17 protein-coding genes are annotated in these 17,891 nt (G+C 68.7%); 6 read left to right on the top strand and 11 right to left on the bottom strand.

What is annotated here, in order from left to right; all coding sequences use genetic code 11:
• Nucleotides 1-85: 85 nt before the first annotated feature.
• A complete protein-coding gene (locus BM199_RS26925) occupies nucleotides 86-1,309 on the top strand; it encodes an ROK family transcriptional regulator (protein WP_245788771.1) in 1,224 nt (407 codons plus the stop codon).
• Here the strand turns inward: BM199_RS26925 and BM199_RS26920 are convergent.
• The 6 genes from BM199_RS26920 to BM199_RS26895 all read right to left on the bottom strand — a co-directional run bounded on the left by BM199_RS26920 (nucleotide 1,256) and on the right by BM199_RS26895 (nucleotide 8,049).
• Nucleotides 1,256-2,287 carry an N-acetylglucosamine kinase gene (locus BM199_RS26920; RefSeq protein ID WP_091677347.1) on the bottom strand — a complete coding sequence of 344 codons (1,032 nt, stop codon included), beginning with the start codon at nucleotides 2,285-2,287 and terminating at the stop codon, nucleotides 1,256-1,258. The two genes, BM199_RS26925 and BM199_RS26920, sit on opposite strands and share 54 nt — an antisense overlap.
• A 73-nt stretch (nucleotides 2,288-2,360) precedes the next feature.
• Nucleotides 2,361-3,641, bottom strand: coding sequence for a 6-phospho-beta-glucosidase (locus BM199_RS26915; RefSeq protein WP_091677174.1), 1,281 nt, complete (start codon nucleotides 3,639-3,641; stop codon nucleotides 2,361-2,363).
• Complete coding sequence (locus BM199_RS26910) at nucleotides 3,638-4,489, bottom strand: carbohydrate ABC transporter permease (protein WP_091677171.1); 852 nt, start codon at nucleotides 4,487-4,489, stop codon at nucleotides 3,638-3,640. Before BM199_RS26910 ends, BM199_RS26915 begins: the two co-directional genes overlap by 4 nt.
• Complete coding sequence (locus BM199_RS26905; RefSeq protein ID WP_091677169.1) at nucleotides 4,486-5,478, bottom strand: carbohydrate ABC transporter permease; 993 nt, start codon at nucleotides 5,476-5,478, stop codon at nucleotides 4,486-4,488. Before BM199_RS26905 ends, BM199_RS26910 begins: the two co-directional genes overlap by 4 nt.
• A 5-nt stretch (nucleotides 5,479-5,483) precedes the next feature.
• Nucleotides 5,484-6,857: an extracellular solute-binding protein gene (locus BM199_RS26900; RefSeq protein WP_091677166.1), complete on the bottom strand. Its 1,374-nt coding sequence runs from the start codon at nucleotides 6,855-6,857 to the stop codon at nucleotides 5,484-5,486.
• 13 nt (nucleotides 6,858-6,870) lie between these two features.
• On the bottom strand, nucleotides 6,871-8,049 hold the full coding sequence (locus tag BM199_RS26895; protein ID WP_091677344.1) for an ROK family transcriptional regulator: 1,179 nt from the start codon (nucleotides 8,047-8,049) through the stop codon (nucleotides 6,871-6,873).
• 202 nt (nucleotides 8,050-8,251) lie between these two features.
• Here BM199_RS26895 and BM199_RS26890 point away from each other — a divergent pair, with 202 nt between their 5' ends.
• Nucleotides 8,252-9,091, top strand: a complete 840-nt coding sequence (locus tag BM199_RS26890) for a hypothetical protein (RefSeq protein ID WP_091677163.1) — start codon at nucleotides 8,252-8,254, stop codon at nucleotides 9,089-9,091.
• Between the two features lie 45 nt (nucleotides 9,092-9,136).
• Nucleotides 9,137-9,541 carry a TIGR03618 family F420-dependent PPOX class oxidoreductase gene (locus BM199_RS26885; RefSeq protein WP_091677160.1) on the top strand — a complete coding sequence of 135 codons (405 nt, stop codon included), beginning with the start codon at nucleotides 9,137-9,139 and terminating at the stop codon, nucleotides 9,539-9,541.
• A 12-nt stretch (nucleotides 9,542-9,553) separates the two neighbouring features.
• On the opposite strand, the gene BM199_RS26880 is transcribed toward BM199_RS26885, so the two are convergent.
• On the bottom strand, nucleotides 9,554-10,261 hold the full coding sequence (locus BM199_RS26880; protein ID WP_091677342.1) for an MBL fold metallo-hydrolase: 708 nt from the start codon (nucleotides 10,259-10,261) through the stop codon (nucleotides 9,554-9,556).
• A 132-nt stretch (nucleotides 10,262-10,393) separates the two neighbouring features.
• Complete coding sequence (locus BM199_RS26875; RefSeq protein WP_245788768.1) at nucleotides 10,394-10,732, bottom strand: MarR family winged helix-turn-helix transcriptional regulator; 339 nt, start codon at nucleotides 10,730-10,732, stop codon at nucleotides 10,394-10,396.
• Between the two features lie 232 nt (nucleotides 10,733-10,964).
• On the opposite strand from BM199_RS26875, the gene BM199_RS26870 reads away from it, so the two are divergent.
• Both BM199_RS26870 and BM199_RS26865 read left to right on the top strand, forming a co-directional pair.
• Nucleotides 10,965-11,879, top strand: coding sequence for an NAD-dependent epimerase/dehydratase family protein (locus BM199_RS26870; protein WP_091677155.1), 915 nt, complete (start codon nucleotides 10,965-10,967; stop codon nucleotides 11,877-11,879).
• Between the two features lie 95 nt (nucleotides 11,880-11,974).
• Nucleotides 11,975-12,796: a class I SAM-dependent methyltransferase gene (locus BM199_RS26865; protein WP_091677152.1), complete on the top strand. Its 822-nt coding sequence runs from the start codon at nucleotides 11,975-11,977 to the stop codon at nucleotides 12,794-12,796.
• Here the strand turns inward: BM199_RS26865 and BM199_RS26860 are convergent.
• Nucleotides 12,746-14,896, bottom strand: a complete 2,151-nt coding sequence (locus tag BM199_RS26860; protein ID WP_091677150.1) for an MMPL family transporter — start codon at nucleotides 14,894-14,896, stop codon at nucleotides 12,746-12,748. The genes BM199_RS26865 and BM199_RS26860 overlap by 51 nt on opposite strands.
• A gap of 51 nt (nucleotides 14,897-14,947) precedes the next feature.
• On the opposite strand from BM199_RS26860, the gene BM199_RS26855 reads away from it, so the two are divergent.
• The gene (locus BM199_RS26855; RefSeq protein WP_091677147.1) at nucleotides 14,948-15,391 is read left to right on the top strand and encodes a MarR family winged helix-turn-helix transcriptional regulator; all 444 of its coding nucleotides are present in this window, start codon (nucleotides 14,948-14,950) and stop codon (nucleotides 15,389-15,391) included.
• Nucleotides 15,392-15,401: 10 nt separating this feature from the next.
• Here BM199_RS26855 and BM199_RS26850 read toward each other — a convergent pair whose 3' ends face one another.
• Both BM199_RS26850 and acs read right to left on the bottom strand, forming a co-directional pair.
• Entirely contained in the window at nucleotides 15,402-15,884 is a 483-nt protein-coding gene (locus tag BM199_RS26850; RefSeq protein ID WP_091677145.1) for a hypothetical protein, read from the bottom strand.
• A gap of 75 nt (nucleotides 15,885-15,959) precedes the next feature.
• The coding region (gene acs / locus BM199_RS26845) for an acetate--CoA ligase (RefSeq protein WP_143101933.1) at nucleotides 15,960-17,891 on the bottom strand (1,932 nt) is incomplete at its 5' end.

The following is a 17,891-nucleotide window of genomic DNA, read 5'->3' as shown; positions in this document are numbered from 1 at the left end:
CAATTAGTTCGACGACTGAACTTATCTGCGGGGCCGACGGCAGGTCAAGAGGTTCGTTCAGGCCCTGAACGTTTAGGCTCTCGACGTGACCTCACCGCGACCGGCATCCCCGCATCCCGCGGGCCAGCACACCGTGCGCAGGCACAACTCCGCACTCGTGCTGGCCGCGATCGCGGACACACCCGGTATCTCCAGGGCCTCCATCGCCGGGCGTACCGGACTCACGAAGGCGACCGTGTCCAGCCTCGTGGAACGCATGCTGGCCGCCGGTCTCGTCACGGACTCCGGCCCGGCCCGCCGCGAAGGGCCCGGCCGCCGCGGTGCCGCCCTCTCGCTGTCGGAGACGGGCCCGCACGGGCTCGGCGTCGAGATCGGCGTCGACTACCTCGCGACCTGCCTGGTGGACCTCACCGGCCGGATGCGGAGCAGGCTGGTGCGTGAGACGGACAACCGGACGGAACCGACAGGGCGGGTCCTCGCCCGTACCGCGAGGGCCGTACGTGACGCCCTCCAGGAGGCCGAGGCGCTCGGGGTGCGCATCGGCGGCATCGGCGTCGCGCTGCCGGGCCTGGTCGAGTCCGGCAGCGGAGTGCTCCGCGTCGCCCCCAACCTTGGCTGGCGCGACGTGGACGTGCCCGGCGAACTGCGGGCCAGACTGGACCTGCCGGCACTGTCCATCCTGCCCGGCAACGAGGCCAACTTCGCCGCACTGGCCGAACTCTGGGCCGGTGGCCACGACGGACTGCGGGACTACGTGCACGTCTCCGGCGAGGTCGGCATCGGCGCCGGGATCGTCGTGGCCGGCGAACTCTTCGAGGGCGTGCGCGGTTTCGGTGGGGAGATCGGGCACTTCTCCGTCGATGCGGACGGCCCGGCGTGCTCCTGTGGCTCCCGCGGGTGCCTGGAACGCCTGGCAGGTCAGGAATCCGTGTTGCGCCGCGCGGGTGTGCCCGCCGACGGCAGGCCGTCGGAACAACTCGGGGAACTGGTCCGCAAACTCGAGCACGACGATGCGGCCGCGCTCGCCGCGACGGCCTCCGCAGGCCGCTGGCTCGGCACCGCACTGTCCGATGTGGTCAACCTGCTCGACGTTCCAGCGGTCGTGCTCGGCGGCGCCTACGCGCGTCTGCACCCCTGGCTCGCGGGCGCCCTGGTCGCCGAGCTGGAGACTCGGGTGATGAGCGCCGGTTTCGCGCCGATCAGGGTGGTCCGCTCCGCCCTCGGAACAGAGGCCGCGGTCCGCGGCGCGGCGGGCTCAGCAGTCAGGGCCATCGTCGCCGACCCCGAGTCCTTCGTCGAGACCGGCTGACATCAGCGACTTCGCCGCTGCCGCTCCCGCGTTCAGGGCATCGAGTCCGAGCAGCGCGGCGCCGAACACCGGCGCGAGCTCCGCCACCCGCACATCGGCCAGCGGAGCCGTCCGTGCGCAACGTCGTCGAATCTCGGCGATGACTCCCGGCCCGACACCGGTCAGTACCCCACCCCCGAGCACGACCGCCGCCGGTTCGGCGGTCATCGCGAGCCTGCGCAGACTGACACCGACCATCGTGCTGACCTCCTCCACCAGCCGGGCCACCACCGCCGCGGCCACGGTGTCGCCCCCGGCCGCGACCGCGAACAGCACCGGGCACAGCTCGTGCAGCGCAGCAGGAGCCAGCGCACCGGTGTGCAGTGCCCACACCACGTCGGTCACCGCGTCCAGCCCGAACTGGCGCGGCACCTCGTATCGCAAGGCTGTCGCGGGCCCACGCCCGTCCTCCGCCCTGACCGCCCACCACAGTGCCTCCTCACCCAGCACGAGCCCGCCGCCCCAGTCCCCGGAGATCCGGCCGAGTGCCGGAAACCGGTGGACCCTGCCGTCCCGGCCGACCCCGACGCAGTTGATCCCCGCACCGCACACCAGCGCGACCCCGGTGCCGTCGGCCGATCCGGTCCGCAACAGAGCGAACGTGTCGTTGCCGACCGCCACCGAAGGCGACCAGCCGCGGGCGAGCAGGGCATGCCGCACGGTCTCCTCCTCGTAGGGCAGGTCGAGCCCGGCAAGGTAGGCGGAGACGTGCCGGACGAAGGGCCGCGACGACGACGTCGGCCCCGCCGCGGCGAGCGCCCGCACCGCCAGCTCCTCGAACACCGTGACAGCGCGGTCCACCCCGACGGTCTGGGGCGAGGCACCCGGACCTCTGGCACGGCCAAGAAGGTCGCCGCGGACACTCACCACGGCCACGTCGGTCTTGCTGTTGCCCCCGTCGATCGCGACTATCACCTCATCCCAGTGCCAGTCGCTCATGCTTTTCGCCTCACTCGCCGGCAGGCTGCACATCGCTCAGAGCCGTACCCAACTCGTTCCCGGTGCCAGTCGCTCATCCCTTTCGCACCCACGGCAGCACCGCACGGTTCGCCGCGACCAGGTCGTCGGCCAGGCGGTCGGCCAGGGCGTACTGGCCCACGAGGGGATGGGCCAGCAGGGCGTCGGCCACCCGGTCCCGCCCGCCGCGCAGCGCGGCGTCCAGCGCAAGGTGTTCGTAGGCACTAACCTGCGCGATCAGTCCGCGCAGCAGCGGCTCGACCGGCCGCTGCGGGAGCGGCCGGACCCCCGAGGAGTCCACAGCGCACGCCGTCTCGATCACCGCGTCGTCCGGCAGGAACGGCAGGGTGCCCTCGTTACGCACGTTCACCACATGCTCCCCGGCGGACCCCGCGCCAATCAGCGCCCGCACCAGCTCGATCGCGGCCTCCGAGTAGTAGGCGCCTCCCCTGCTCGCCAGTAACTCCGGTGTCCGTTCCAGGGCCGGATCGGCGTAGCACGCGAGCAGTTCGGCCTCCACCTCGCTGACGACATCGGCACGGGGCCGTTCGGTCAGTTGCGCCCGGACCGCCTCGTCATGGGCGTAGAAGTACTTCAGGTAGTAGGACGGCAACATCCCCGTCCTGCGCAGCCAGTCACATGGGGCGCCGACGTGTTCGGCCAGTTCCGGCCCGTGCGCGGCCAGCAGTTCCGGCAGCCGATCGGTCTCCCCGTGCGCATCGGCCACGAGTACCCGGCGCTCCCAGCTCAGGTGATTCAGCCCGACGTGGTCGAGGCGCACCGATGCGCTGTCCACCCCCAGCAACCGGGCACTCAGCCGCTGCAATCCGATGGCCACGTTGCACAGACCCACCGCCCGGTGTCCCGCCTCCAGCAACGCGCGCGTCACGATGCCGACCGGATTGGTGAAGTCGACCAGCCACGCGTCCGGACCTGCCACCTCCCGGACACGGTCGGCGATGTCGAGCACCACCGGAACCGTCCGCAGCGCCTTGGCCAGGCCGCCCGCTCCCGTGGTTTCCTGACCGACGCATCCACAGGCGTGCGGGAACGTCTCGTCGCTGCGCCGGGCACGCTGGCCGCCGACCCGTAGTTGCAACAGGACGGCGGACGCGCCCTCGGCGCCCTCGGCCACACTGGTCGTCGTGTGCACGAGGGCGGGATGACCGGCGCGGGCCAGCAGCCGACGGCTGAAGTCACCGACGATCTCCAGCCTGCGCTCGTCGGGGTCGACCAGGACCAGCTCCTCGACGTCCAGTGTGGATCGGCGCGCGCAGATCCCGTCCACCAGCTCCGGTGTGTACGTCGACCCTCCGCCGACGACCGTCAATCTCATCCTTTGACTCCCGTAAACGTGATTCCGCGAACGAACGAGCGCTGGGCGAGTACGAAAAGGACGATCACGGGAGCCATCACCAGCGCGGTGGCCGCCATCGTCAGGTTCCACTCCACATGGTGCATACCCCGGAACGAGGCCAGCGCGAGCGACAGCGGCCAGCTGTCCCGGTTCTCCCCCACGAACAACAATGGTCCGAAGTAGTCGTTCCAGGTGTAGAGGAAGCAGAACATGCCCGCCGCGGCGATACCCGGCTTCGCCATCGGCACCAGCACGCGCAACATCACCTGCAGTTCGGAGCAGCCGTCGATCCGGGCGGCGTCGAGGTAGTCCTTCGGGATGGTCAGGAAGAACTGACGCAGCAGGAACACACTGAACGCGTCGAACAACACGTAGGGAATGATCAACGGCGCGAGGCTGCCGGTGAGGCCCAGCCGCACCCACAGGTCGTAGAGCGGTACCACGACGACCTGAGGCGGCAGCATCATCGCCGCGACGGTCAGCACGAAGAACACGTGCTGACCGCGCCAGCGCAGTTTGGCCAGTGCGTACGCGGCGGGCACCGCCGACAGCAGGATGCCCAGGGTCGCCAGCGTCGAGTACAGCAGGCTGTTGCCCAGGTACTCGAGCAGCGGGGCCCGTTCGAAGACGGTGCGGAAGTTCTCGAAGTGCCACTCCCCCGGCCACAGGCTGGACGTCATCGCCTGGTCGTCCTCCATCACCGCGGTGAGGACGACGAACACCAGCGGCAGCGTGAAGACGAGCCCGAGAGCGAGACCGAGACTGTGCACCGCGATCCAGGAGAACCTGCGGTCCCAGCGTGTCCCGCGGCCTGACTGGACGCTCATGAAACGTCCTCGACGTGCGAGGCTCTGCGCAATTGCCGGACCAGCAGGGCGGTGAACCCGAACGACACGACGAACAGCAGCACGGCCATCGCCGCGGCATAGCCCATGTTGAAGTACCGGAATCCCTGAACGTAGAGCCACATCGGGTACGTGAGCGTGGAGTTCTGCGGAGCTCCGATGTACTTCGTGTTGCCCGCGACGTCGGACGAGCCCGCCGCGGCGGAACCGGCGATGATCGCCTGGGTGAAGAACTGCAGCGCGAAGATGATCGAGTTCACCACACCGAACAGCAGCACCGGCGAGATCGAGGGCACGGTGACGTGCCAGAACCGCCGCACCGCTCCGGCCCCGTCCAGCGCGGCCGCCTCGTGCTGCTCCCGCGGAACGTCCAGCAGCGCGGCCAGGATGATGATCATCAGCTCGCCGGAGCCCCACAGCACCAGCAGCGTGAGCGCCGGTTTGGCCATGTCCGGGTCGCTGAACCAGAGCCCACCTTCGACACCCACCGCGCGCAGGAATCGGTTCACCGGCCCGAATTCCGGGTTGAACAGGAATACGAACGCCAGCGTCGCCGCCGCGGGTGGAGCCAGTGCGGGCAGGTAACACAATGTCCGGATGAGGCCGACCCCCTGCCGCAGTCTGGCGATCACCGAGGCCACCCCGAGCGCGAACACGACCCTGGTGACGGTCAGCACGATCACCAGCCAGAGCGTGTTGTAGGCCGCGGTACCCACCACCGGCTCGGAGGTGAACATCCGCACGTAGTTGTCGAAACCGGCCCACACCGGGGCGTTGACGAGGTCGTAGTGCGTGAAGGAGTAGTAGACCGTGGCGATCAGCGGATAGCCGAAGAAGATGAGGAAACCGGCCAGGGCCGGCGCCATGAAACCGAGCACGGTGAGCCGGTGCCTGCGGCGGCGTTGTTCCCGTGTCCCCCCTCTGGACACGGCAACGTCGCCGACCGCCGGCCTTCGGAGGGTGGCGGTCATCCCGCTCAGTTCCCGCCGGGCCCGTGCTCGAGTTCGTCGTTGATCTGCGCGTCCACCGCGCGCAACCCGGCCTCCAGGTCCGGTTCCGCGCCTGCCTGCCAGCGCTCGGCGAAGTCGTTGACCGCCTTCAGATGCGCGTCGCCGATCGAAGTGGTCGGGTTCGCCATCAGCTTGCCGCCGGAGAACATGTCCAGGAAGGGCTGGAAGTGCTCGTCCACCTCGAGCCGGGGATCCTCCAGCGCGGGAACGGTGCTGGGGACGTTCTTCAGTCCGTTGGCGAGCTCCACCAGCGTTTCGGTGTCCAGGCTGAGGTGTTTGACCAGCTCCCAGGAAGCGCCCGGGTTCGGCGCCCCCTTCGGGATGGCGACGATGGTCCCGGTCGTGAAGGCACCGCCGTAGCGGTCCGGCCGGCTGTCGGCCACCGGCGGGGGCACCGTCGCGTACTTCAGGTCAGGCGCCTGCTCGTCCAGGAACGCCGTGCGGTACTCGCCATCGAACATCATCGCGATCTTGCCCCGATGGAAGCCGTGGTCGGCGGAGAACTCGTCACCGAGTCCCGCCTTGAACTGCTCCAGCTTCTCGTGCCCGTAGTAGTCCACAAGGGACTTCTGGAAGCGGAACAGCTCCTTCCATTCCGGACTGGCGGCCAGGTTCGACCGGCCCTGCTCGTCCAGCCAGGTCGCACCGAAACTCGGCGCCCAGATCTGCGCCTGGTTGTTGTAGAACGGCATCGAGGGCAGGAATCCGGCCACCGCGATGGAGCCGTCGGGGTTGAACTTCGTCAGCTTCTTCGCATGGGACAGCAGCTCGGAGGTGGTTTTCGGGGGCACGGTGATTCCGGCATCGGCGAACTGCTCGGTGTTGTAGTAGAAGCCGTAGACATCGGCGAGCATCGGCATCGCGCAACGGCGACCGCGAAACTCGGTGTAGTTCCGCACCGCTTCGGGAATGACGTTCAGGTCGATCTGGTCGCGTTCGATGTAGGGCCCCAGATCCTGGAAGCTGCCGTTCTCGCACCAGGCGCCCAGATTCTCGGTGAAGAAGGAGATCGCGACGTCCGGCGGGTTTCCGCCGCGGATCGAGGCGGCCAGCTTGTCGTCGTCCTGGTTGCCCTCGTGCTCGACGCGGATGTTCGGGTACTTCTCCCGGAGCCCCTCCATGGCCCCGGTGACGACGTCGTACTCCCTGGCGCTGAACTTGCTGTACACGGTGAGCGTCAGTTCCGCGTCGGCGGCGGGTGCCGGTGCGGCGACTCCGGTGTCCCCCGGCCCGCCTGCCGCCCCGGAACAGGCGGTGAGCACGGTGGCCGTCGCGGCACAGACCAGGGCCCTGCCTCGGTGGCGACCCGTGATGCTGGTGGTGCGGATGGTGGAGCGCATGGGCCCTCCTGTGTCAGCTGTGCACGGATGGGGAACGGTGGAGCACATCACTGGCCGTGGGGGCCAGGCCGAACACGTCCTCGTGCACCGCGACGAGCGCCGCCTGCAGGGCACCGGCTCGCACGGCGTTTCCCGGAACCGAGGCGAGCCCGACCGGCGTGGCCGCGACCACCAGCCGATGCAGTTCGGTGGCGACGAGTTCGGCCAGGACCGTCCCGCCCGCCCTGCTCACCTCGCCACAGAGCAGTACCGCCTCGGGGTCGACGACGCTGACCACGTTCGCGACGCCGACGGCGATACGACGGGCGAGGTCGGCAAGGAATTCCCTGCCGCCCTCGCCCGCCTCGACCGCGGCACCGACCGCCGCCCAACCGGTGCTCGCGGACATTCCGTGTGTCCTCGCCAGTGCGAGGATCGCCGGGGAGTCGACGAGATCGCCCCACCGAGTCCCCGTTGTCCCCTTGGCATGGGGGTCGGGCACCCGCAGCCAGTCGATCTCCCCGCCGCTGCCCGAGGCACCGCGGCGCAGGGTCCGGTTCAACACCACCGCGCCACCGACACCCTCGCTGAGCCAGACGAGGACGAAGTCACGTAACGCGGCACCCTCTCCTTCGGCCATCTCCCGTAGCGCCACCAGGTTGACGTCGTTCTCGACCGTCACGGCTGGCGCGATCGCCCGCTCCAGTTCGGCGCGCAGGTCGAAGCCGGACCAGCCGGGAAGGTGTGGCGCCGATTCCAGGCGGCCCGTTCGGGGGTCGAGTGCCCCCGGCACCCCGAGCACCACCTGTCGCAGGCGGCCCAGCTCGATGCCGGCCTTGGTGGCAGCGGCGTCCAGCGCGGCGGCGAAGGCACCGACGACATCGGTTCCCTCCTCGATCGGCAGCTCGGTCCACTGCTCGCCCACCGCACGCCCGGTCACGTCGGCGATCAGGAAGTCCGCGCCGTGCGGGGTCAGATCCACGGCCGCCACATACGCGACAGAACCGTTGACCGCCCACAGTTGGGCGCGCGGGCCACGGCTACCGCCACGGACCCCCTCGCGGACGAGAAAGCCGTCCTGCTCGAGCCGGACCAGCAGCTGAGCGGTGGCCGGTTTCGACAACCCGATCACGTCGCCGAGGTCCGCTCTGGTCAGCGGCCCCTCTCGGAGCAGGGCGCCGATGGCGACGCGGTCGTTGATGGCCCGCAGCAGCCGAGGGCTTCCGTCGCGCATGCCGTCCCTCCCCGCAGGGCTAATAGGAAACTTTGTAGACGATTTCGGGAGATTAGTGGTCCAGACCACACACGGTCAAGGGCCGATCGAATATGAAGAACATTCGTAAGTTGGTTCCACCAGGAGCGGCGGAGCTGGTACTCAGGGACCTGATCCAGCGGCGCGACGAGCGGAGCGAACAGTGCGGAGAACCGGGATCCTCGTGGCGCTGGCGGCGATGCTGATGGTCGCGACACCCGTGGGAGCGTCCGCGACCGGCCCGTGGACGCCGATCGGCTCCGACCGGGCGCGCCCGTTGGACGAGAGCCAGGGGCTCGCGACTGTCCAGCGCGCGGGCGGCACCGAGTTCCGCTACACCGGCGTCGGCACCATCCCGCCGGGCGTCGCCTCCCGCGGCTGGAACCACGTCGGGGATCCGGGGGCGGGCAACGGCTACTACGTCGAGCCGTACCAGCGCGACGACCGCGGCCCCAAACTCTTCCGGGTGCAGGCACCCGACGGCTCCTGGGCGGAGTACACCCACGCACTGGAGTCGTGGGAGGCCTCGAACAACTCCTTCGCCGCGGTCTCTCCCGGCGGCCGCTGGCTGGTCGCGGGCGAGTGGGGGACGAAGGAACGCCTGCTGGTGCACCCGATGCCCGGAATCGCGTTCACCGATCCCGGCGCGAATCTCCCGTACGCCTCGGCCGTCCGGCTCGATCGCCCCGTCCGGGACGTCCAGGGCTGTGACTTCGTCTCGGCGACCCGGCTGCTGTGTTCCTCGAACGACCCGGCAGGCGACCTCTTCGGCGTGACGAAACCGTTGCTCCAGGTCGATCTCGACAGGCCGCTGGACGGTTCCGATGTCACCGGCCGCGTCAGCGCTCTCGGACAGTTGCCGTTGGAGAGCGGCTGCGGCGGCGAGTTCGAGACCGAGGGGATCGACTACGACGAACGGGACGGCACGCTAAGGGTGATCGTCCTCTCCCCGGGGATCTGCGTGGCGTTCGACAGCAAGACCTGGCGATTCCGGCGCGGCTGACCGGGAGGGTGGGTCCGGTCAGACGGGCACTGACAGAATGCGGGCATGACCACGACCGCACCAACTGCCACGGACGAACTACGCGAGTTCTGGAGCGAATGGCATCTCTGCACACTGACCACCCTGCGTGCCGACGGATCGCCACACGTGGTGCCCGTCGGGGTCACCGTGGACGAGGATTTCGGTGTCGCACGGGTGATCTGCCGCAGGGGCAGCGTCAAGGCGCGTAACGTGCGCGCCGCGGGAGCGGACGGTGCCGTCGTCGCGGTGAGCCAGGTCGAAAGGGGACGCTGGTCCACTCTGGAGGGTCGAGCGGTCGTTCGCGAGGACGCGGAATCGGTGCGCGACGCCGAGCAGCGCTATGCGCGGCGCTACCAGCGCACGCCGAAACCCAATCCGGAACGCGTGGTCATCGAGATCGCCATCGAACGCAGGCTGGGCATGTCCTGAACCCGGGGCCACTCAGGGAAACATGGTCCGCCACTGCTCCAGTGAGCGCGGGCGGAAGACGAAGTTCTCCTGTTTCACCACGTCGAGCGACGCGGACGGTTCGGCGGCGTAGAAGTGTCCCGGGTACACCGTGGGATCGCCGTCGAGTCCGGCCAGCCACTGCAGGCTGCGGTACATCGCGTCCGAGTCCCCGCCGGGAAAGTCGGTCCGGCCGCAGCCCTCGAGGAACAGCGTGTCGCCTGCGACGAGCCGGCCGTCCAGCAGGAAGCACTGGCTGCCGGGGGTGTGTCCCGGCGTGTGCAGCAGGCGCAGCGGGATCGCCCCGACCTCGAGCAGGTCGTCGTGGTCGTGCGACACGAGATCGGACGCCGAGATGCCGGTGGTCCGCCGCACCCACTCGCTCTCGGCCTGGTTGACATGCACCGGCACCTGTTGCAACGCCAGCAACTCCGGAACGCCGGGCAGTGCGAACCCCATCATCTCGCCCCCGACATGGTCCGGGTGGTGATGGGTGGCGAGCACGCCTGTCAGCCGCATCCCGTCCCCGGCCAGGACCTCGAGCAGATCGCCAGCCGCATAAGCCGGATCCACGATGACGGCCTCGCCGGTCTCCCGGTCACCGATCAGGTAGGAGAAGTTCCGCATCTGCGTGGCGATCGGATCACCGACCGCGAAGTCGCGGCCCGAGAGCAACTGGCGAAAGTACAACCGATCCGACATACCACCGATCGTAATGCCGCCCCCGAGTTCGCAGTTCCGGCGTCCGAGTTGGCAGTTCCAGGGCGCGAGTTCGCAGTTCCAGGGTCTCCGGCCGAGACTGATGTTGTCGGGTAGCGCGGCCACGCCGGTAGCTCAAGTCTGGTCGTCGGACGGCGTGCCGCGGAGGTGCTCGGTCAGGGGAATCAACTCTGGATCGCCAGCGGCCCCTGCGAGAGCGCGGTCGACCACGTCCAAGTAGGTGGCGCGCGCCGCGAACACGACTTCGCGTCCTCGGTCGGTGATCTGTGTGTAGACACCACGCCGGTCGTTTGGACAGTGGAAACGTTCGGTCAGGCCGGCTCGTTCCAGCCGAGAGACCAAGCGACTCAGTGAACTCTGCTGGAGCGGGATCGCATCGGCGAGGACCTGCTGTCGCAGATGACCACCGTCATCGGAGAAGGCCAGCGCTGCCAGGGCAGCGTACTCGGACACCGAGACTCCGTGCTCGGCCTGAAGGGCTCGATCCAATGCCTCGCCAAGGGTTGCTTCCAACCGTCGTAGCGCCTGCCACCGTCGCTCCAGGGGCGTTGGCAACGTGATCCGCGGAGTACGTGCGGTGACCTGCGGCATAACCACCTCCTCGGACAGTAGTTTGACACAAACTCCATGCAGCTGCAATCTATGCATATACATAAAGCTTCTACGCATAGATTGGCTGGACCTCATGCGTGTGTTCGTCACAGGTGCGACGGGTTACATCGGCGGTACTATCGCCGACCGACTGCTACGGGCAGGTCACGAAGTCGTCGGCCTGGCTCGGGCCCCCGACAAGGCGCAGGAGCTCGAACGGCTGGGCGCGACCGCAACTCTCGGGAGGCTGGAAGACCATGACCTGCTCGTCGATCAGGCCCTTGCCGCCGACGCCGTGATCAATGCCGCCGACAGTGATCACCGGGGCGCCGTGGAAGCACTCGTAGCGGGGCTCGCGGGATCAGGCAAACCACTGCTGCACACCAGCGGTTCGAGCATCGTCGGCACCGACTCCCGTGGCGAGGCGTCAGACGAGGTCTTCGCCAACGACATTCTCGGCAAAGATTCGACCTGGCGTCCTGCCGATGACAAGCAGGCAAGGGTCGCGATCGACCGGTACGTTCTGGCGGCCGCTGATCGCGGCGTGCGCACGGTGGTCCTGTGCAACACCATGATCTACGGGCACGGACGGGGAATCGGCCGGGACAGTGTGCAGATCCCCGCACTGGTGCGGCAAGCCCGCAAGAGCGGAACCGTGCGACGAGTGGGCACGGGCGACAATCTCTGGTCGAATGTCCACGTCGACGACATGGCCGACCTCTACCTGCTCGCACTGACAGCAGCCCCGGCCGGATCATTTTACTTCGTCGAGAACGGCGAGGCATCGCTCGCCGACATCACCAGCGCAATCGCTCAAGCGCTGGACCTGGGAACGGCAGAGGGCTGGGACATCGACGCTGCCGTGCAGGAGTGGGGGCACGAGCTCGCCGCCTTCGCGCTCGGATCCAACAGTCGCGTTCGCGACGAGACGACCCGCGGCCAACTCGGCTGGCGCCCCCGCCATTCCTCCATCACGAAGTGGATCAAGGAGGAACTGGCCGAGGACTGACAGTTCCGAGGACCGACAATGCGAAGCAAGCCATAGCCGCCCCAACCCGGCAGGGCATCATCGCTGACACACCAGCACCGCAGGAGGCGAACGACGTGAACGCGATCCAGCACTGGCGGGACGCCCTCGCCGCCTGGGAGATACCCCCTGCCGTCCTCGCCGACGCCGAGGACTCCCCCTGGGTGCTCCCCCGCCACGTGTTCGTCCGGCGCGCACGATCCCAGCTCGACCGGCCCGAGGGGGCCTCGTTCGAGGTGGCCTGGCAGGCACTTCGCCCATCCGGCTCCGTCCTCGACGTCGGCGCCGGTGCCGGGTCGGCGAGTCTGCCGCTCGCCCCGCGAAGCACAGATATCACGGCGGTCGACGGCGACGCCGAACTGCTCGCTCGGTTCGCCCTGCGCGCGAGTGAGATCGGCGTCGCGGCGCGAACCGTGCGCGGAACCTGGCCCGAAGTCGGCGAGGATCTGCCCGCCTTCGACGTCGTCGTCTGCCATCACGTGCTCTACAACGCGCCGGATCTGCCCGCCTTCGTCAACGCCCTGACCTCGCACGCGCGCAGGCTGGTGGTCCTCGACCTCGCCGAGCGGCATCCGCTGACCGCGCTCAACGAGCTCTGGGTGTGGTTCCACGGCATTCGCCGGCCGGACGGCCCCACCGCGGATGATGCCATCGCGGCCCTCGGCGAACTCGGCATCACTCCCGAAGTCGCCCGCTGGCAGCGTTTCCCCGCCACCGAGCACCCGGACTTCGCCACGATGGTGGACGTCACCCGGCGCAGGCTCTGCCTCCCGCGATCCCGCGCCGCTGAGGTGGCTGACGCGCTCAGCGAAGCCGGTCACGGCAAGGACGACACGCCCGACCTCGGCTCATCCGGCAACGGCATCGTCACGCTGAGCTGGCCCGGCGGAGCCGGCTGAGGCACCGGGGCGTCCTCGCCTCGACAGCGCGGATGGCCACCACACCCGGTCGCCGATCTCGATGCTCAGCGCGGGCACCAGCAGTGAGCGCACGATCGTCGTGTCCAGCAGGACACCGAACGCGACGATGAACGCGATCTGCGCCAGGAAAAGGATCGGCAGCACCGCGAGCGCGGCGAACGTCGCCGCGAGCACCACACCCGCGGACGTGATCACCCCTCCGGTGACCGACAACCCCCGCAGCGTGCCCTTCCTCGTCCCCGAGCGCACGGCTTCCTCCCGTACGCGGGTCATCAGGAAGATGTTGTAGTCGATTCCCAGCGCCACCAGGAACACGAACGCGAACAACGGCACCGCCGGATCCGCCCCGGGAAAGCCCAGCACGTGGTTGAAGACCAGCGCCGACACCCCCATCGTCGCGCCGAACGACAGCACCACCGTGGCGATCAGCAGCAGCGGCGCCAGCAACGCGCGCAGGAGCAACGCGAGCACCAGGAAGATCACCACCAGCACGACCGGGATGATCAATGCCCGGTCGCGTTCGGACGTCTCCTGCGTGTCGAGCTGGATCGCTGTCCGGCCTCCGACCTTGGCATCGGCACCCGGCACCTCGTGCACCGATTCGCGAATCCGCTGCACCGTGGAGATTGCCTCCTCGGAGTCCGCGGGGGTCGTCAGCACCGCCTCGACCAGAACTCGCCCGTTCACCACCTTCGGCGCACCGTCCGGGCCCGCCATCGGTGCGGCACGTGAGACGCCGTCCACCCGCGCCGCGTCGAGCACCTGGCCCAGGTGTCCGGAATTGGCGACGATCACCGTGGGCGAGCCCGCGCCCGCCGGGAAATGCCTGCCGAGAATCTCCTGACCGGCCACGGAGTCCACCGGCGTGAGGAACACGTCGGACTGCGCGGTTCCGCTCGCCTTGAGCTGCGGGACGAACGCGACTCCGAGCAGGAGCACCACTGTCGTGCCGATCCAGATGAGCCTCGGCGAACGACCGACCGCGCGCGAGATCCGGCCCCAGATTCCCGAGTTCTCCGGATGCTCCGAGCCCAGCTCGGGACGGAAGGGCCAGAACGCGGCACGCCCGAGCAACGCGAGCGCGGCCGGGAGGAAGGTCGTGGAGGCCAGCAGTGCGGCGGCGATCCCGATAGCGGCCACCGGGCCGAGGCCCTTGTTCGAGTTCAGGTCACTCAACAGCAGGCACAGCACTCCCAGAATGACGGTGCCCGCCGACGCGGCGATCGGTTCTATCGTCGCCCGCCAAGCCTTCCCGATGGCCTCGACCCGGTCGGCGGTGTCCCGCAGTTCCTCCCTGAACCGGGATACCAGTAGCAGCGCGTAGTCCGTCGCGGCGCCGAACACGAGGATGAACAGGATCCCCTGACTCTGCCCGTTCAGCGCCAGCACGTCGCCGTCGGCCAGCAGGTACACGATCAGGCTCGCGAGGCCGAGCGCGAACACCGCCGACAGCAGCACCAGCACCGGGAGCACCGGGCTGCGGTACACGACGACGAGGATCAACGCGACCACGGAACCCGCCACGATAAGCAGTAGCCCGTCGATCCCGCTGAAGGCCTCGACCAGGTCCGCGAGCTGCCCCGCCGGGCCCGTGACCAGCACCGTCAGGTCCTCCGGCGCCCCGGTCAACGCTGCTCGCACCTCGGTGACGACGTCCCCCGGGTTGCCATCGGCGGCGATCGGCACGATGACCTGCACGGCCTGGTCGTCCAGTGGCGACGGGATCGGCGGGGAGGGTGCACCTGCCACGCCGGGGATCTCACTGATCCTCGCGGAGGCCGCTGTGAGGAACGTCCGATCCTGCGCGGAGATCCCCTCGGTCCGTTCGGCGACGACGATGGCGGGCACCGTCTGGCTGTCGGCGAACTGCTTCTGCAGTTCGTTGACCTCCGTGGCCTCCGCGGAGGACGGCAGGAAGGCCGCGTTGTCGTTCTCCGCGACCTCGCTGAGCTTTCCGGCGAACGGTCCGCCGACGGCACCGAGTGCCAGCCACCCGACGATCAGCAACGCGGGCAGGATCCACCGCAGGGCCGGCACCCGTGAGCGGCCGGTGCGCTCACTCGCGCGATCGGAGACCATGGGACTATTATTCAGCATGCTGAACATTGCGCAGCACGGAGGAGTGTGAGGGTGGACACCGAGCCGCTCGCCGGGTCGGCGGAGGACGTCCGCGCCTGGCCGACCGGACGCCTGCTCTCGGTGGCCGCCCGCCTGATCGAAGCCCGCTGGGCGGTCCTTCTCGAGCAGTTGGACCTCACGCACGCAGGGCTAGTCGCGCTGCACACCCTCGGCGGGGACGCACTGCCCCAGCGCGTCCTCGCACACCGGTGCAGGGTGGCCGATCAGACGATGAGCCGTATCGTCGACCGCCTGCGCCGATCCGGATTCGTCGAGCGCGGCTCGGACCCGCAGGACGGCAGGCGGGTGCTGATCAGCGCCACTTCCGAGGGGCGGAAGGTCTACCAGCGCGCGGTCGTCGCGGAGCGGCATGACCCCGTGGTGTGGGGCGCGCTCGGCAACGACGAGGCCTTCCGGGAGAAGCTGCTGGAGATCGTGAATCAGCTGGGACGCTGAACCCGCACCCTCAGCCCGGTTCGGAGGCCGGTGTCGCGGCATGGAGGCTTTCCGGCGTGCCGTCTGGGCGCCTGCTGCGCTCCCGCTCCTTCATCTCCGCTTCGTACACGTGCCTGCGCCCGCCGGCGATCTCGTCACGAACACGGCGCTCGTGCCCCTGGAACGGCACGTAGTAACCGTCGTCGTACTCCTCGACCACCTGGAAGGTCCACCGGCCTTCGATGACATTGCGGCCCACCAGCTCGCGATCCAGCCGGTCGGCGATCTCGTGGTGACCCGCCTCCCGCAACAGGTCAACGGCGGTAGCCAGCTGTGCGTCCGCCCTACCGGTCAACTGGTGGAAGCCGTAGAGCTGCCCACGAGCCCGCTCGACGGTTTCCAATGCCTCACTGAGTGCCCCGACGGCCCGCACCGTCACGTCGTCCATGCCCGCGGGGCGCTGGTGTTCGGACAGCGGCACGTCGTCGGCACGGCCTCCGGTTCGCTCGTTCATAGTCGCCTGGTTACCCGCCGCCGACAGTTTCCAAGCACGGGCAGGGGAACAGTTCCCCTGCCCGTGTTTGGTGGGTTATTCGTCGGTGGTGTTTTTGTTGAGGCCGGTGGTGATGTGGTCCATGACGGTGGTGTCGGCGAGGGTGGTGACGTCGCCGGGTTCGCGGTTTTCGGCGATGTCGCGGAGGAGTCGGCGCATGATTTTGCCGGAGCGGGTTTTGGGGAGTTCGGGCACGACGAGGATTTGGCGGGGTTTGGCGATGGGCCCGATCTCGGTGGCGACGTGGTTGCGCAGGGTGGTGGCGGTGTCGGTGCCGTGGTCGGTGGCGGTGCCGCGGAGGATGACGAACGCGACGATGCCTTGTCCGGTGGTGGGGTCGGTGGCGCCGACGACGGCGGCTTCGGCGACGTCGGGGTGGGACACGAGGGCGGATTCGACCTCGGTGGTGGAGATGCGGTGCCCGGAGATGTTCATGACGTCATCGACCCGGCCCAGCAGCCAGATGTCGCCGTCGTCGTCGTATTTCGCGCCGTCACCGGCGAAGTAGAAGCCCTGCTCGGCGAAGCGGGACCAGTAGGTGTCGCGGAAACGTTGCTCGTCGCCCCAGATCCCGCGCAGCATCGCCGGCCACGGCTCGTCGAGCACCAGGTATCCGCCGCCGCCCGGGGGGACTTCGACCCCTTGGTCGTCGACCACTTTCGCGGAGATCCCGGGCAGGGCGCGTTGCGCGGAACCGGGTTTGGCCGCGGTGACCCCGGGCAGCGGGGAGATCATGATCGCCCCGGTCTCGGTCTGCCACCAGGTGTCCACCACCGGGCACCGCTCACCGCCGATGTGTTCGCGATACCACATCCACGCCTCCGGGTTGATCGGCTCACCCACACTGCCCAGCACCCGCAGCGACGACAGGTCGTAGCGGGCGGGGATGTCGGCACCCCACTTCATGAACGTGCGGATCAGCGTCGGCGCGGTGTAGTAGATCGACACCTTGTGCTCGGCGATGATCTCCCAGTGCCGCCCCTCGTGCGGGGTGTTCGGCGTGCCCTCGTACACCACCTGCGTGGCCCGGTTCGCCAACGGCCCGTACACGATGTAGGTGTGCCCGGTCACCCACCCGATATCGGCGGTGCACCAGTACACATCCTCGCCCGCCCGGTGATCGAACACCGCATGATGGGTGTAGGCCGCCTGCGTCAGATACCCACCCGAGGTGTGCAGGATCCCCTTCGGCTTCCCCGTCGTGCCCGAGGTGTAGAGGATGAACAACGGATGCTCCGCGTCGAACGCCTCCGCGGTATGACTGTCCGACTGGGCCTCGACCACCTCGTGCCACCACACATCCCGGCCCTGCACCCACGACACCTCATCCCCGGTCCGGCGCACCACCAGCACCGTTTCCACCGACTCCGCCCCCGCCAACGCCTCATCCACATTGGCCTTCATCGGCGCCGCCTTACCCCGCCGATACTGCCCATCGGAGGTGATCACCACCTTCGCGGCCGCATCATCGACCCGCGACCGCAACGCCGCCGGGGAAAACCCCCCGAACACCACACTGTGCAACGCCCCGATCCGCGCACACGCCAGCATCGCCACAATCGCCTCCGGGATCATCGGCAACTGAATCGCCACCCGATCCCCCGACCCCACCCCCAACGACACCAACGCATTCGCCGCCCGGCACACCTCAACCCGCAACTGCCCATACGTCAGATCCCGCCGATCACCCGGCTCCCCCACCCAATGAATCGCGACCTGATCGGCAAACCCCGCCTCCACATGCCGATCCACACAGTTATAAGCCACATTCAACGACCCACCCACAAACCACCGCGCCACCGGAGCCCCGGACCAGTCCAACACCCGATCCCACCCCCGCTCCCACGACAACCGCCCCGCCTGCTCCGCCCAAAACCCCTCACGATCAACCCCAGCCCGCTCATACCACTCCCCAGACACATTCGCCCCCGCCACAAACTCAGCAGACGGCACAAAAGAACGGGTTTC

It is taken from the genome of Amycolatopsis marina (assembly GCF_900111885.1).
Classification (GTDB): Bacteria; Actinomycetota; Actinomycetes; order Mycobacteriales; family Pseudonocardiaceae; genus Amycolatopsis; species Amycolatopsis marina.
Note: the sequence above shows the minus strand (reverse complement) of the source record. Positions and strands in the feature narration are given on the sequence as shown.

What these genes read in the sequence shown, in the direction of transcription:
- BM199_RS26920 (WP_091677347.1), bottom strand. Translation starts at nt 2,287, where the DNA reads ATGAGCGACTGGCACTGGGATGAGGTGATAGTCGCGATCGACGGGGGC.
- BM199_RS26915 (WP_091677174.1), bottom strand. Translation starts at nt 3,641, where the DNA reads ATGAGATTGACGGTCGTCGGCGGAGGGTCGACGTACACACCGGAGCTG.
- BM199_RS26910 (WP_091677171.1), bottom strand. Translation starts at nt 4,489, where the DNA reads ATGAGCGTCCAGTCAGGCCGCGGGACACGCTGGGACCGCAGGTTCTCC.
- BM199_RS26905 (WP_091677169.1), bottom strand. Translation starts at nt 5,478, where the DNA reads ATGACCGCCACCCTCCGAAGGCCGGCGGTCGGCGACGTTGCCGTGTCC.
- BM199_RS26900 (WP_091677166.1), bottom strand. Translation starts at nt 6,857, where the DNA reads ATGCGCTCCACCATCCGCACCACCAGCATCACGGGTCGCCACCGAGGC.
- BM199_RS26885 (WP_091677160.1), top strand. Translation starts at nt 9,137, where the DNA reads ATGACCACGACCGCACCAACTGCCACGGACGAACTACGCGAGTTCTGG.
- BM199_RS26880 (WP_091677342.1), bottom strand. Translation starts at nt 10,261, where the DNA reads ATGTCGGATCGGTTGTACTTTCGCCAGTTGCTCTCGGGCCGCGACTTC.
- BM199_RS26870 (WP_091677155.1), top strand. Translation starts at nt 10,965, where the DNA reads ATGCGTGTGTTCGTCACAGGTGCGACGGGTTACATCGGCGGTACTATC.
- BM199_RS26860 (WP_091677150.1), bottom strand. Translation starts at nt 14,896, where the DNA reads ATGGTCTCCGATCGCGCGAGTGAGCGCACCGGCCGCTCACGGGTGCCG.
- BM199_RS26850 (WP_091677145.1), bottom strand. Translation starts at nt 15,884, where the DNA reads ATGAACGAGCGAACCGGAGGCCGTGCCGACGACGTGCCGCTGTCCGAA.